This window comes from Anaerovibrio slackiae, assembly GCF_009695585.1.
GTDB lineage: Bacteria > Bacillota > Negativicutes > Selenomonadales > Selenomonadaceae > Anaerovibrio > Anaerovibrio slackiae.
On record NZ_VUNR01000006.1, the window covers coordinates 1 to 13,331 of the forward strand.

Genomic DNA, 13,331 nt, shown 5'->3' on the forward strand with positions numbered 1-13,331 from the left:
GGTTGCCCGGCCTTTGGTTTCCAGGTCATGCGACCAGGAAACGTCATTCGGTATTAGCACCCCTTTCGAGGTGTTGTCCCCATCTGAAGGGCAGGTTGCCTACGCGTTACTCACCCGTTTGCCACTAGGCTCCATAATAGCAAGCTATCACTTCGCCCCGTTCGACTTGCATGTGTTAAGCACGCCGCCAGCGTTCGTCCTGAGCCAGGATCAAACTCTCCAATAAATATATTGGTCTGGACATTAACCAATCAACTTCACCCTACGGGCTCGTTTCTTGGATGTCCTGACACTCATTTCACAGCCGTTCAGCTATCGCTTCACGGGTGAAATGTAGAAGACCTTGAATGGCTCTCAAAATTATCCATGTAATGGAATTTCAGATTGTGTTTCGCACAAATCTTGTTTTGTTTATATCCTGCATCCGCATGGCGGACACAGAATCCAACATCTGGCTTGAAATCATGTGTGCATGATTTCTTATTGCATTGTTTAGTTTTCAAGGAACACTGCCTCTCTATCATCAACGGCTTGTAAAAGCTCTGTAAGCTTTTTGTAAGACCGCTGTGCGAGTCAGCTTTTATATAATATCTCAAATCATTCAGCTTGTCAAGAACTTTTTGAAATATTTTTTATTGACATCGCCAGCCCCTTGATTCTGCCCACCGCTGTCAGCGTGGCTCTCAAGGACATGTCAGCGACAACGATGTATATACTACTACATCATTGCCGCTTTGTCAACACTTTTATCAAAGTTTTTCTGAAAAAATTTTGAACTGCAGCCTGCAATCCAAAAAATCCCCCTTGCTGGCTACATCCATTGCCACCACCTGCATAAATCTGCTGCCATTTTGCAATGCCCGCAAAAAACGCACCAGGGAAAAATAATCCCCTTGCAGATTTACCCTCACCGGCATGGAAAGCAGGCCATTTTCTTCCTGTGCTTCCTCCGGCACCAGCTCACAGAGCACCATGCCTGTCCTGTCAGAGGCAGCCTTCAGCTCCTGCAAAAACACCCCTGTCTGCATCTCATCAGGCAGCAGTGCCGCCACGCGTTTTTTCTCCATCTCCACCTCCAGCTGATATTTTTCCACATCCGGATGCTCCTCCTGCAGCCTTTCCAGGGCAGCATACTCCTCCTGCATCTGATGCAGGGACTGCTCCTGTTCCTCCAGCTCCTGCACCGCCCCGGCTCCCTGCCACATCATTGCCGCCCACAGTGCCAGCAGCAGGCAGGAGGCTGCCGCAAAGCCCCGGCACTTCCACTTTTGCATCATATATTCCTCGCCATATCCCTCACTGGCTTCCCTTCAGCTGAAAGCTGATCATGCCATCCTTGCCCACATCCGCAGATGCCAGATAGATTTTCCCCTGAAAAAATTCCTCATCCGCCTGCAGCCTCTCCATCAGCTCCGACACCTGCCTGTATCCTGCCGCCTTGCCGGACAATACCAGCCTGTGGCCCGCCTCTGCCGACATCCCCGTCAGCCAGCTGCCCTCCGGCATGGCATTGCCCACAGTCACCAGCAAGCCCTGGCACCGCAGCCCATTTTCACGAATTCTCCCCATAGCCTTGTTTTTCCTCTCTGCAACCTGCTTATTTTCCTCAATAGCCTGCCTGCGTTCCCCTATATCCGACAGCAGCGCCAGCCGTTCCCTCTGAGCACGGAGCTCCTGCCCTGTTTCATAGCCCATATACCCCAGCCAGCCCCCTGCCAGCAAAAAGATAGACAGGCTGGCACCCCACAGGATGCCGCCACAGCGCAGCCAGTCCCACCTGCGCCACACAGGATGCACGCAGTCAAAGCGAATCCCTTCGCCTCCCAGGGCTGCCATTGCTCCCCGGGCAGCTCCCTCCGCCCCGGCAGCACCGACAAAAAGCACACAGCCAGCCATGCTGAAATACTGCTGCCAAAAGGACAGCCTCTCCGCCATGCGTTCCCTGAGAATGCCCCCCAGCCTGAACCTGCCATCCGCCAGCCTCTCATAGCCAAAGGCAAAACTCCTATGCCAGCCGGAGGCCGCCGCAAAATCCAGCCTCAGGCTCTGCTGCAGCTCCCTGTCTGCCATATCCGGGAACTGCTTTTCATAAAAGAACACCTCCTGCCCTTCCAGCACCAGATAGCACACCCCTTCCTCCGGGCAGCTCCTGAGTCCCCCCAGGGCAGCCCGTGCCCAAAAATCCTCCACCCCCTCATCATTACCGCACACATATTCCTCCTGCCACACCAGCTCCGCCCTGCCGTTCTCCGACCGCTCCGCCATTGCCATACAGATATTGTCCTGCCGCACCAGAATCCCCATCCCGGCACGTACTTTTGCTGACAGCCATGCCCTCAGCCTGCTTATACCTGTCATTCACCGATTCCCGTCCTTTCCCGGCTTTTCCCAGCCTATTTTCTCCATCATCCTAGCCTATCCTCTCCAAAACCAGCTTTTCCTGTGCCCTGTCCCCATAGAAGCACCATTGAAGCAGGTATTCATTGCCCATCATCATCTGCTTTTCATATTTCACATGGGACACCAAAACCAGCCTGTCATCAGCCTCATCCCTTTTGATTGTCACCCGGTATGCCATGCCATCCCTGCTGCCTGACGCAATTTCCTTTATCCGCCAGCTTTCCATTGCCAGGAACTCATCCACCCTGGCAAAATCCCCCTGCAGCCTGATGCGCTGCTCCTCCAGCAGATTTTCCGCCATCAGCTGCAAAGGCAGGTTGCGCTCCGCCAGGATAATCAGCTGGCTCTCCCGCTGGCTCAGCAAAAACACCAGCGTCCCGATAGCCAGAAAGCTCCCCAGGAGCCACGCCCCCAGCAGCGTAAGGCTGCCCCTTTCACCATCACACCTCATGCATCATCAACCGCCTCTCCCCCTGCCACATGCTGCTCCAGTCCCTGCCCATAGCTGTACAGTGTCCTGTCCAAGCGAAATACATGCCCCGTGGTCTGGTTGCACCCTGCCATGACTACCCGGACCTTGTTGGGGGCAAAAATCTGAAAATAGCATTCCTGCAGCACCACAGCCGACAGGGAAGTATTGCCCAGCACAGGCTGATTGTTCTTCCTGATCCAATAGCCGCTGCCATCCGCCAGCCGGGTAAACCTGTATCTTTGCCAATAATCATCATTTTCATTCATATAGTTCCTGCGGATTTTCAGGTTGATGCTATGGCTGTCCATAACCTCTGACTGCAGCTCACGGCAGTACCGCACATCCTGGGCGATTTCCTCCATGGGAATCCGAACCTGCTGCATCAACTCCCAGTCACCCAGAAAATCCTGATAATACCGTACTCCCATGCCGAACATATTCAGCATGCCAAAGCCTATCACCCATATCAGTGGCAGTGCCGCCAGCAGCTCCAGGACGGAAAAGCCATCCTCCTCAGCCTTCCACCGCCACTTCCTTTGCCAAGGCAAAGGAGTGCCTCTCCCTGTGCCCCTGCCAATCCGCCTGCACATGGTAGCGCACCATCCCCTGCACCCCAGCAGCCTCCCTAGTAGACTCAACACAAAACTCATAGCCGTTTTCCTGCCTATACCGGATGCCAAGGTCACTCTCCTGCCGCTCAACGCACAGCCTGTCCAGTTGTTCCCGTACCATGCATTCAGCTGTTACATAGCCTTCCAGCTCCTTCATGCCTGCCAGCTGGACATGCATATAGGACATACCTGCCACCATAGCAAGGAGCAGAATCAGAGCACCCATAGCATCCAAAATGAAATATCCTTCCTCACGCCTCATAGCTGCCGCTCCTCCAGCCGTACACGCCCCACAGTATCCACCACAATCCTCTGCTCATAGCCGCCCTTTATAAGCCGCACTGTACCGGCAGTAGCGTGCCCCCGCGGTGAAAACAGAAATCTTGATCTGTTGGTATGCATTTGAATACCTTTTTCTACCCTGCGCCAATTCAGGGCACGCCCCTGCTGAGAAATCTTGTGCTCACCACGCTGTACCTTCAGTATAGGACCGCTCAGTTTCTTGTCATAGTTCTCATAGCTACTATAATCCATCCCATGGCTCCAGCTCTGCACGTACCGCAAATCATTCAGCAGGCACAGCGCCTCATACCTGAGCTGCAACCTATCCAGTGGCACATACCGCGGTACCGCTGCCGCCAGCAGCAGCATAAAAATCCCAAGGCACAATACCATTTCCAATATCCCCGTACCTGTCTCATTCATCATAGTTCCCCTTTCCGCTACCATGCCCCCGTATACCAGCCCATCAGCTCACGCCCATGCAGGATCGACAGCAAACATGCCGCTGCCAGAAAAGGTCCCAGGGGCATCCTGTACGCTTGTTCCCTAATCCGGGCAGCCCCTGCCACATACACCAGCACAGCCCCTCCGCCACCCAGCATAAAAGTCAGGAAAAACGCCAGCGGAATGTACTCAAATGGGATGAAGGTTCCTAATCCCGCAGAAAAGCAAACATCCCCGAAGCCCATACTGCCCCTGCTCAATACAAAGACAATCAGCATCAGCAAACAGAACAAGCTGCCACCTGCCATCGACCAAAACACACTGCCTGTTTCTCCCCACATCATCCCCTGCGCTAGTGCCAGCAACAAGCCTGAAGCCGCCATGCAAAAAGACAATCTGTGATACAGCTTGCCATATATACTGTCCAGAACAGCCGCAGGCACCGCAAACAACGTACAGACAACCGCCCGGCACAAAACGTCCGCATACTCCGTACAGACCAGCTCATACATAAGCACCGCCACAATCACTGCCAGCACCAGCCTCCGATGCCTCAGCAGCTGTCCGCAGATTTCCCTGCTACCGGCTGCCATCAGCCATTCACCCCGCTTGACGAACTATCATTCCCCTTGCCGAATTCATCCACCGTATGCCCCTGAAACCTGGCCTCCTCGCCATTTTCAGCCAGCACATACTCCGTAGCCGTGATATCCACGATGCCATCTTCCTTCAGCAGACACTTACCAGTAGGCGGGCTAAGCTTATCCAAATGCGCCACATATTCACCCAGGTCGCTGGAAATATCTGACGGATTGGTGCCATTCTGCAGCTGATACATGGTTATGGCTGCATCCAGTGTCTGCAAATCAGACTGAATTTTTGCCGTATTTGCCATAGCCATGGTATTGGTGTACCTTGGCACAGCAAATGCAGCGATTACCCCCACTATACCGATATATACCAATAGCTCCAGCATAGAAAAGCCATGCTCGTTTTTCCATACCTTTCTCAACAACTGAATCATAATCTTTACCCCTCTTTCACATTACACACATCAAATCCAATATCGGCAGCACCGTACTAAGCACAATGAAACCTGCCACGCCCCCTAAAAGCAGCATAATCAGCGGCTCTGCCAGCACATTTATCCTCTCCAGCAACAGCTCTGCCTCCCCCTGACATACATCTCCCGCACCTTCCAGCATCCCTGCCAGCTCTCCTGATTGTTCCCCTGCCCTTATCATGGAAAGCACCATCGCCGGAAACAGCCTCGATTTTTCCATGCATACCCCCAGGCTGTAGCCCTGCTCCAACTGCACAGACATAGAATCGCACGAAAACTGCCAATACGCATTGCGGCTCATATTCCTGACTATGCCGATACCCTGGTGCAGCCTGATGCCGCTGTGCGCCATCATGGCAAGCACGGACAGGAAGGCTGCCTGCTCACTGCGCAGCTTCAGCCTGCCCCATACCGGCAACAGGAATGCCAGCCGCCCCAGCTTCAGTCCCAGCCAGCTGAACCTGCTGCCAGCCTGCCTCAGCAGGAAAAATAACAGCGCCACCGCTATCATCAGAACAGCACAAACACCCAAATGCTCACTCAGTGCAAGCAGCAGGCGCGTGGTCCCTGGCAGCTCTGCCCCAAATCCTGAAAATACCTCTGCAAAAACCGGCAGAACCTGGCACAAGAGAAATATCACTAACGCAGCACCAATTATGCATAACAGGCACGGATAAGCCATCGCCAATTCCAACTTCTGCATTATTTCCTGACGTTTCCTGAAAATCTGATACATCTTTCCAAAAACCTCTGGCAGGTTGCCAGACAATTCACCGCCTTGCACCATAACAATCATCGTTGGCGAAAACTCTTTTCCCAAAAGCCCCATGGACTCCGACAGCGAATACCCATCCACCAGATACTGCAACAGCCTTTCCATACTTTTCTTGTGAGCTGTATCCAAGTCACCTGCAAAAATTCTAACCGCTTCCAGGACAGGCAGTCCTGCCCTCAGCATAATATGCATCTGACGGCAAAAGGCTAGCCTGAACCTGTCACTGCCCTGCCCGAAGTGCCTGTACCATAGCCGCTTTACCCAGCTCTCCCTATGCAGGCTGATGACAGTCAGCAACCTGTCCCGCAGCTTTGCCGCCGCCTCAATCCTGTCACATGCCGCAATACAGCCCTTTTGCCTTCTGCCCATTTCATCGATGCCTTCATACACATACATCGCCATACTCAATCACCCGGCACTCAAAACCTTACCAAATTCACGCCTCACAAGATTTGCCTTCCTCAGCTTATCCACTCCCATCTCCATGCTCTGCATCCCTTCCGCCATGCCTGACTGGATAATATTGTGCAACTGCTCATATTTACCGCTGCGGATAATATTTCTCGCCGCATGATTGGCATTGAGGCATTCCACCGCACAATGCTTTATGCCTCCCCTGCCGGTCAGCAGCTGCTGCGTGCAAATCCCTTGCAGCGAAGCGGCCAGCAGCGACCTGCCCATAGACTGCTGTTCCTCCGGATACATGCTTATCAGCCTTTCCACCGTCTCAGTTACACTCCCGGCATGCATGGTTGCTATGACATAGTGGCCTGATACCGCTGCATTGAGAACAGCATGCACCGTCCTATAATCACGAAGCTCCGAAACCATAATGACATCCGGGCCTTCCCGCATGGCATTTTCCACCGCCTGAAAATAATCCCCAAAATCATCTCCCTTTTCCAGCTGGCTGACCAGCCCATAGCCCTTGGTGAACAAAAATTCAATAGGATCCTCCAATGTCAGTATATGCAGGTTTCCTGAGCGATTCATGCTTTCCAGCAAGGCAGCCACCGTAGTACTCTTGCCAGCCCCCGTGGCACCTGTCACCAAAAACAGCCCCTGCCGCCTGTCACCAAACCTGCCTGCAATCTCCGCCTGTCCCAACTGTTCCAGGGCAGGTATCTGGCGAGGCAGTGTCCTGATGGCAAAAGAAATCTGCCCCCTTTTCTTGTAGACATGTACCCTATACCGCCAGCTATCCATTGCCCAGGCACAATTCACTGCATTATCACTGCACATTTTCTCCCATGCATCTTCCTTCACAATCAGCTTGAACAGCCCGTACATATCACTTTCTGAAGGCACATATTCTTTCAAATGCGACAACACATCTCCCCTGCGCCAGCAAACCGGCTCATTTGCCGTCATATGCACATCAGATATGCCTGCCTCCGATGCACATCGCAAAATCCTGACAAAATCACGCTGCCTTACCCCCATAGCAACACCTCCCTAAAAAATTTCCATCAGTTCTTTCAGCTCCAAATACCCCAAAGCAGCTTTTGCAATCCCATCCTGCTTCATGCCAATCATACCATTCTCCATCGCTATTGCTTCCAAATCCTCAGCCTTTACATTGTTCATCACCGCCTCCGCCACATCTCCTTCTACAGAAAGCAGCTCCTGTACTGCAATCCTGCCTGCATAACCAGTATAATTACATGCCGCACATCCCCCTTCCCTATGCTTAAAAAATCTGTCTGACTGCCATCTGTATTCATCACCTAAAAAAATCCCCTCCCCGCTTTCTTTTTGAACGAAATATGCCTCCCGGCAGCAAGGACACAATCTTTTTACCAATCTTTGCCCTACAACCAGTGAAATAGCCGATGCCAGCAGATATGGCTTAATTCCCATATCCAAAAGACGGAATATCGTCTTGACCGCACCCGGGGTGTGCAGTGTAGCAAACACCCTGCGCCCTGTAAGTGCTGAAGTAATCAGCATATCTGCCGTCTCAGCATTCCTCAGCTCCCCGACTGCCAGACAATCAAAATCCTGCCTCAGCACCGCCCTCAGTGCCATCTCAAAGGTATAGCCTATTTTTTCGTTTATTTGGATCTGATTAATCCCCTCAATCCTGTATTCAACCGGATCCTCGATGGAAATAATATTCCGCCCTTCCTGGTTCAGCATACTGAGAATAGCATACAGATCAGTAGTTTTGCCGGAATTTACAGGCCCGGACAAAAGCACTGCCCCATGTCCCGATGTGCATTTCTGCCGTAGCAATTCATAATTCCTGCTGGTAAAATCAAGCTGCTCAATCCCCTTAAAGCTTTCCTGATTGTTCAGAAGCCGTAGTACTATTTTTTCGCCGTTAATCATGGGAACTATTGACACCCTGATATCCAGCATCCTGCTTCCATCTGCCATAAAGGAAAACCTGCCATCCTGAGGCAACCGTTTTTCAGCTATATCAAGGCCGCACATAATCTTCAGCCTGGACAGCAGATTGCCATACAGCTCCCACGGCATATCCTGAAAGAACTGCTTCATGCACCCATTTATTCTTAGCCGTATGCGCACCTCCTGTTCCAAAGGCTCAAAATGTACATCACTAGCCCTTTCCGCCACCGCTGTCTTGATTATAAATTCCATCAGATCCACCAACGGTGTCCTTTCATCCTGTAATCTGGCAGGCTGCTCACGCACCATTTCTATCAAGCCATTGGAAGCATTTTGCCTGGCTCGTTTCATCAGATGAAAATATTTTTCCTTAAGCTCCATCCTGTACCCCCTATATATATATATATATATATATAATTATTATATTAAATTAAATATTTCTATTTTGTAATTATATTTTCTATTCACTGAAATTTTATAAACTAATCTTGGTGACTATAATACCACATTTCCAGATTTTTGCAAGCATTTTTTATCATAATCTGAAATATTTTTATTATTTGCTCGCATTGTTAATTATTAATATATATATCTATATAAATATATATATTAATATTAAATGAAAATCCCCTTGACTTTTCCCCCCATTAGAGCTACTATTGTTATATAAACATTTTAATACAAACTATATAACTTTTGTTATATTGCACAGTGTCGTGCAGCTCATCAGTTATACTTCATCTATGCGTTTTGCGCTTGGTTTCTGAAGCAGGCTCTCGGTTTGAGCCTGCTTTTTTATTTATAAATATAGAGTTGTATAAAATCTAGGGGAAAGGAATGATTTGTATGCGTCAAAAATATGGTTTGGCGGTGGCTATCCTGGTGCTGATTGCCACCCTGATGGTTCCCACGCCGCCGGAGCTGTCCACAGCAGGCCACAGAATGCTGGCGGTATTGCTGTTTTCCGTTATTGTCTGGATGTCCGAATCGGTATCCTATCCTGTCTCGGCATCCATCATCATGACTCTGATGGCGTTCCTGCTGGGCACCGCCCCCAACATGAACAACCCTGACAAGCTGCTGGGTACCTCGGGGGCTCTCAAGCTGGCTCTCAGCGGCTTTTCCAGTACCGCCCTGGCACTGGTAGGTGCTGCCCTCTTTATTGCAGCAGCCATGATGAAGACGGGGCTGGACAAGCGCATTGCCCTGTTCGTCCTGTCCAAGATAGGAGCCAGGACCAACAGGATTCTGGCAGGCGTGATTCTGGTGGGCTTTATCCTGAGCTTCTTCGTGCCTAGCACCACCGCCCGGGTCTCCTGCATGGTCCCTATCGTCATGGGCATCATCTCCGCTTTCGGCGTGCCGCTGAAAAGCCGCTTCTCCGCCGTGATGATGATAGCCATCGCCCAGGCGGACAGCATCTGGAACGTAGGCATCAAGACCGCCGCCGCCCAGAACATGGTCGCCCTGGGCTTCATCGAGAAGCAGCTGGGCACCACCATCAGCTGGCTGGACTGGTTCATCGCGGCGGCCCCCTTCGCCGTCATCATGAGCGTGGTCCTCTACTTCCTGCTGCTGAAGCTGGTACCCCCTGAGATGAAGGAAATCCCCGGCGGCCAGGAGACCGTGGCGAGAGCCCTCAGGGAGCTGGGCCCTATGACCGCCAGCGAGAAAAAGCTCATGGCCCTCTCCGTCATCCTGCTGTTCCTGTGGTCCACGGAGAAGGTGCTCCACAGCTTTGACACCTCCACCACCACCCTGGCGGCCGTCACCCTGATGATGCTGCCGGGCATCGGCATCATGGACTGGAAGGAAGCCCAGAACCGCATCGGCTGGGGCACCCTGGTCATGTTCGGCGTAGGCATCAGCCTGGGCTCCGCCATCCTGTCCACCAAGGCAGCCACCTGGATAGCCCATGTCATCGTGGACGGCTTCAGCCTCTACACCATGAGCGCGGTTGCCATCATCGGCGTCATGTCCCTGTTCCTGATCCTCATCCACCTGGGCTTTGCCAGTGCCACGGCCCTGTCCTCCGCCATGATCCCCATCATCATCTCCGTGCTGCAGGGAGCCTCCGAGCAGGCGCCCCTCAACGTGGTGGGCATGACCATGATACTGCAGTACGTCATGTGCTTCGGCTTCATCCTGCCGGTAAACGCCCCTCAGAACATGGTGGCCTTCAGCACTGAGACCTTCGAGGCCAGGACCTTCGTCAAGACCGGCATTCCGCTGACCATCATCGCCTTCGGCGTCATCATGCTCATGTCCGTCACCTACTGGAGCTGGCTGGGCATCATCTGAGCCCCCTGCCAGGCAGGGCGGTTGCCGGTCTCAGCCTGACGGGCGCAGCACAAATAAAAATCCGGGCAAAAAAAAGAGACCGCGAGGATTGTGTCCCATACAATCCTTGCGGTCTTTAATTATATCCAAAACACAGGGGTAATGGTGTCTTGAATGCACAGCCCCGGGGAAGGGCTGCTGCGGAAAAAGAAAAGCAGTAGATACGCTATGCCATCACGCCACGCCGGTAACAGGCTTCAGCATGATGTTGTGGCCGACAGTCAGAATGTTGTACTTCTGCTTCAGCTCATTGGTGAAATCCTCCAGAGCGGCCACGTTATTGCACTCCACTGTAATAAAGCAGTCACCCTCCTCAATGTCGGAGCAGGATATAACCCTGTCATCCTCCTCGATGAAGCTCATGAAGGATTCGTCAGATGCCAGCGCGCAGGCACCGGCAATGCTCATAAATGATTCAACCATGGTCATTTAAACCTCCTATCATCTCACAAGGACATTATAGCCGAAAACCGAAATATTGTAAACACTTTTCTTGCACATTGGTGAAATTTTGATATATCTTTAACTGTTATAATAGATAGCCTTCATAATTTTAAACACCTGGCAGGAAAAGCTTTTCATTTTTATGCAACAACCATTCATCAAGCTATCTCACAGGCTTGCCATTTTAGCACCATCCTGTTGCAAAGCAATTATATGATATTTTCTGCAATTTTGCAAGCCGTTTTTTGTATTTTTTATGCAAAGTTTCATGGCTTTTCAGACACAAAAAAATCCTTTCTGTCCATGGCAGACATACATCAGCTGCCACAGCACAGAAAGGATTTTCTTCTGCAATGCTATCCCGGAAGCTATAAAATTTTCTTCAGCTGGTCCACCGCCTTCTGGGTGGTCGCCCAGCTGGTAGCCAGGCGGATGACGGTGTTCTTCTTGTCATACTTTTCCCAGTAGCTGTAGGATACAACCCTGGCAAGCTCTCCCAGGGCACTGTCAGGCCACACCACAAAAATCTGGTTGGTAGGCGAGTCCACATAGAGCCGGTAGCCCTTGTCCAGGAGATCCTCCTTTATCTGGGCCGCCATCTCCACTGCATGGCGGCAGATCTGAAAATACAGGTTGTCCGTAAAGAGGGCGGAAAACTGCACCCCCAGCAGCCTGCCCTTGGCCAGAAGGCCGCCGTGCTGCTTCACGGAGGTCAGGAAATGCTTCGGGGCATTGCCCTGGGGGAACACCACCGCCTCGCCGCAGATGGCGCCCGCCTTGGTGCCGCCTATATAGAAGGCATCCGCCAGCCTCGCCACATCTGCCAGGTCCATATCCGCCTCATCGCACATGAGCCCGTACCCAAGCCTGGCCCCGTCCACGAACAGCCTGATGCCGTAGGCGTTGCAGGTGTACCGCAGGGCCTCCAGCTCCGCCTTGGTGTAGACGGTGCCATACTCCGTAGGCTGGGAGATGTACACCAGCCCCGGCTGTGGCATGTGGTCGCTGCTGGCATCTGCCCCGAACTCCCGCAGGTAGCGTGCCAGGTCCGCTGTCTTTAGCTTGCCCTCGTGCCCCGGCAGGGTAATGACCTTGTGGCCGCTGTACTCGATAGCTCCTGCCTCATGGACGCTGATATGCCCCGTGTCCGCGGCTATCACTGCCTCGTAGGGCTGCAGCATGGTATCAATGACAATCTGGTTGGTCTGGGTGCCCCCTGCCAGGAAGTATACCTCCCCCTTGGGGCACTTGGCAGCCGCCCGTATCTTGTCCGCCGCCTCCCGGCAGTACCTGTCAGTACCGTAGCCCGGCAGCTGCTCCATGTTGGTGGCGGTCAGCGCCTTTAGCACAATGGGGTGCATGCCTTCGCCATAGTCGTTGGTAAAAAACAGCATCGCTGTCGCCTCCCATCATTTTGCCGGAGGGCATCCCGTTATTTCACCAGAGGATGCTCCACCATTTCCTTGCCAATTCTCTCCCATGTATCGTTCATGGAGCGAATCTTTTCCACAATTCCGTTGATTTCGGCCTCTTTTGCCCCGAAAACCCCCAGAGCCAGCCGCAGGAGGCTTTCCCTGGTCCCGGCGGAATCCACCTCCCGCCGGAAGAACATCTCTGACAGGCAGGCATGCATGGCTCCCTTCACCATCAGGGTATTCTGATAATACCCCTCATCGGAGCACTCATACTCCGTATCATCAAACAGCCCCCGTGCCAGCTCCACGAACTGTGCCACCATCCCCTCAAAGATAATGGTGGAGTTGTAGCCCTCCAGGTAGGTATCTCTGACAATCTTGTAGTCCGCCAGCACCTTCAGCTCCACCTGGCAGACAGCCGCATACTTGAACAGCGGTGATTCATCGCAGCAGTTCTTGTTGATCTTGTTGATGCAGTCACGCACCAGCTCCAGGAGGATCGCCCGGAAAATATCTTCCTTGTTCTTGAAGAAATAATATATGCTGCCGGTCAGCACCCCGGAATGCTCCACAATCTTCCTGATAGTGGTCTTGCTGTAGCCTTCCCTCGCCAGAAGCTCCTTGGCGCTGTTCATGATGCGCCCCCGGATGAGCGTTGCATGGTCGCTCATGATGGTTCCGTCTTCAGATTTTAATACTCTCCTTGCCATTTCCTTAATCCCCTCATATCCAA

At 52.3% G+C, this 13,331-nt stretch carries 15 protein-coding genes and 1 rRNA gene; 1 reads left to right on the top strand and 15 read right to left on the bottom strand.

The features are described 5' to 3' along the window. The 12 genes from FYJ84_RS04550 to FYJ84_RS04605 all read right to left on the bottom strand — a co-directional run. A 16S ribosomal RNA gene (locus FYJ84_RS04550) occupies window positions 1-226 on the bottom strand; the annotation flags it as partial. Window positions 227-749: 523 nt separating this feature from the next. Beyond that, on the bottom strand, window positions 750-1,277 hold the full coding sequence (pilO, locus tag FYJ84_RS04555) for a type 4a pilus biogenesis protein PilO (RefSeq protein ID WP_154406418.1): 528 nt from the start codon (window positions 1,275-1,277) through the stop codon (window positions 750-752). Between the two features lie 19 nt (window positions 1,278-1,296). Next, window positions 1,297-2,358: a PilN domain-containing protein gene (locus tag FYJ84_RS04560; RefSeq protein ID WP_154406419.1), complete on the bottom strand. Its 1,062-nt coding sequence runs from the start codon at window positions 2,356-2,358 to the stop codon at window positions 1,297-1,299. Window positions 2,359-2,410: 52 nt separating this feature from the next. Continuing rightward, window positions 2,411-2,851: a hypothetical protein gene (locus FYJ84_RS04565; protein WP_154406420.1), complete on the bottom strand. Its 441-nt coding sequence runs from the start codon at window positions 2,849-2,851 to the stop codon at window positions 2,411-2,413. After that, on the bottom strand, window positions 2,848-3,420 hold the full coding sequence (locus FYJ84_RS04570) for a hypothetical protein (RefSeq protein WP_154406421.1): 573 nt from the start codon (window positions 3,418-3,420) through the stop codon (window positions 2,848-2,850). The genes FYJ84_RS04565 and FYJ84_RS04570 overlap by 4 nt, the downstream gene beginning before the upstream one ends. Then, complete coding sequence (locus tag FYJ84_RS04575) at window positions 3,386-3,745, bottom strand: hypothetical protein (RefSeq protein ID WP_154406422.1); 360 nt, start codon at window positions 3,743-3,745, stop codon at window positions 3,386-3,388. The genes FYJ84_RS04570 and FYJ84_RS04575 overlap by 35 nt, the downstream gene beginning before the upstream one ends. Next, window positions 3,742-4,188, bottom strand: a complete 447-nt coding sequence (locus FYJ84_RS04580) for a GspH/FimT family pseudopilin (RefSeq protein WP_205764101.1) — start codon at window positions 4,186-4,188, stop codon at window positions 3,742-3,744. The genes FYJ84_RS04575 and FYJ84_RS04580 overlap by 4 nt, the downstream gene beginning before the upstream one ends. A 17-nt stretch (window positions 4,189-4,205) precedes the next feature. Further along, complete coding sequence (locus FYJ84_RS04585; protein ID WP_154406424.1) at window positions 4,206-4,802, bottom strand: prepilin peptidase; 597 nt, start codon at window positions 4,800-4,802, stop codon at window positions 4,206-4,208. After that, a complete protein-coding gene (locus FYJ84_RS04590; RefSeq protein ID WP_154406425.1) occupies window positions 4,802-5,233 on the bottom strand; it encodes a type II secretion system protein in 432 nt (143 codons plus the stop codon). Before FYJ84_RS04590 ends, FYJ84_RS04585 begins: the two co-directional genes overlap by 1 nt. A gap of 16 nt (window positions 5,234-5,249) precedes the next feature. Further along, window positions 5,250-6,449 carry a type II secretion system F family protein gene (locus FYJ84_RS04595; RefSeq protein WP_154406426.1) on the bottom strand — a complete coding sequence of 400 codons (1,200 nt, stop codon included), beginning with the start codon at window positions 6,447-6,449 and terminating at the stop codon, window positions 5,250-5,252. A gap of 6 nt (window positions 6,450-6,455) precedes the next feature. After that, window positions 6,456-7,490, bottom strand: coding sequence for a type IV pilus twitching motility protein PilT (locus FYJ84_RS04600; RefSeq protein ID WP_154406427.1), 1,035 nt, complete (start codon window positions 7,488-7,490; stop codon window positions 6,456-6,458). Window positions 7,491-7,502: 12 nt separating this feature from the next. Next, complete coding sequence (locus tag FYJ84_RS04605) at window positions 7,503-8,780, bottom strand: GspE/PulE family protein (protein ID WP_154406428.1); 1,278 nt, start codon at window positions 8,778-8,780, stop codon at window positions 7,503-7,505. Window positions 8,781-9,245: 465 nt separating this feature from the next. On the opposite strand from FYJ84_RS04605, the gene FYJ84_RS04610 reads away from it, so the two are divergent. Continuing rightward, a complete protein-coding gene (locus FYJ84_RS04610; RefSeq protein WP_154406501.1) occupies window positions 9,246-10,700 on the top strand; it encodes a DASS family sodium-coupled anion symporter in 1,455 nt (484 codons plus the stop codon). A gap of 213 nt (window positions 10,701-10,913) precedes the next feature. Here FYJ84_RS04610 and FYJ84_RS04615 read toward each other — a convergent pair whose 3' ends face one another. From FYJ84_RS04615 to FYJ84_RS04625, 3 genes are all read right to left on the bottom strand, one after another. Further along, on the bottom strand, window positions 10,914-11,162 hold the full coding sequence (locus tag FYJ84_RS04615) for a hypothetical protein (RefSeq protein WP_154406429.1): 249 nt from the start codon (window positions 11,160-11,162) through the stop codon (window positions 10,914-10,916). A 389-nt stretch (window positions 11,163-11,551) separates the two neighbouring features. Next, window positions 11,552-12,577: a threonine aldolase family protein gene (locus FYJ84_RS04620; protein ID WP_154406430.1), complete on the bottom strand. Its 1,026-nt coding sequence runs from the start codon at window positions 12,575-12,577 to the stop codon at window positions 11,552-11,554. A 38-nt stretch (window positions 12,578-12,615) separates the two neighbouring features. Next, complete coding sequence (locus tag FYJ84_RS04625) at window positions 12,616-13,308, bottom strand: TetR/AcrR family transcriptional regulator (RefSeq protein ID WP_154406431.1); 693 nt, start codon at window positions 13,306-13,308, stop codon at window positions 12,616-12,618. Window positions 13,309-13,331: the final 23 nt, after the last annotated feature.

What these genes read in the sequence shown, in the direction of transcription:
- FYJ84_RS04560 (WP_154406419.1), bottom strand. Translation starts at nt 2,358, where the DNA reads ATGACAGGTATAAGCAGGCTGAGGGCATGGCTGTCAGCAAAAGTACGT.
- pilO (WP_154406418.1), bottom strand. Translation starts at nt 1,277, where the DNA reads ATGATGCAAAAGTGGAAGTGCCGGGGCTTTGCGGCAGCCTCCTGCCTG.
- FYJ84_RS04585 (WP_154406424.1), bottom strand. Translation starts at nt 4,802, where the DNA reads ATGGCAGCCGGTAGCAGGGAAATCTGCGGACAGCTGCTGAGGCATCGG.
- FYJ84_RS04620 (WP_154406430.1), bottom strand. Translation starts at nt 12,577, where the DNA reads ATGCTGTTTTTTACCAACGACTATGGCGAAGGCATGCACCCCATTGTG.
- FYJ84_RS04625 (WP_154406431.1), bottom strand. Translation starts at nt 13,308, where the DNA reads ATGGCAAGGAGAGTATTAAAATCTGAAGACGGAACCATCATGAGCGAC.
- FYJ84_RS04610 (WP_154406501.1), top strand. Translation starts at nt 9,246, where the DNA reads ATGCGTCAAAAATATGGTTTGGCGGTGGCTATCCTGGTGCTGATTGCC.
- FYJ84_RS04565 (WP_154406420.1), bottom strand. Translation starts at nt 2,851, where the DNA reads ATGAGGTGTGATGGTGAAAGGGGCAGCCTTACGCTGCTGGGGGCGTGG.
- FYJ84_RS04575 (WP_154406422.1), bottom strand. Translation starts at nt 3,745, where the DNA reads ATGAGGCGTGAGGAAGGATATTTCATTTTGGATGCTATGGGTGCTCTG.
- FYJ84_RS04590 (WP_154406425.1), bottom strand. Translation starts at nt 5,233, where the DNA reads ATGATTCAGTTGTTGAGAAAGGTATGGAAAAACGAGCATGGCTTTTCT.
- FYJ84_RS04605 (WP_154406428.1), bottom strand. Translation starts at nt 8,780, where the DNA reads ATGGAGCTTAAGGAAAAATATTTTCATCTGATGAAACGAGCCAGGCAA.
- FYJ84_RS04580 (WP_205764101.1), bottom strand. Translation starts at nt 4,188, where the DNA reads ATGAATGAGACAGGTACGGGGATATTGGAAATGGTATTGTGCCTTGGG.
- FYJ84_RS04600 (WP_154406427.1), bottom strand. Translation starts at nt 7,490, where the DNA reads ATGGGGGTAAGGCAGCGTGATTTTGTCAGGATTTTGCGATGTGCATCG.
- FYJ84_RS04615 (WP_154406429.1), bottom strand. Translation starts at nt 11,162, where the DNA reads ATGGTTGAATCATTTATGAGCATTGCCGGTGCCTGCGCGCTGGCATCT.
- FYJ84_RS04595 (WP_154406426.1), bottom strand. Translation starts at nt 6,449, where the DNA reads ATGGCGATGTATGTGTATGAAGGCATCGATGAAATGGGCAGAAGGCAA.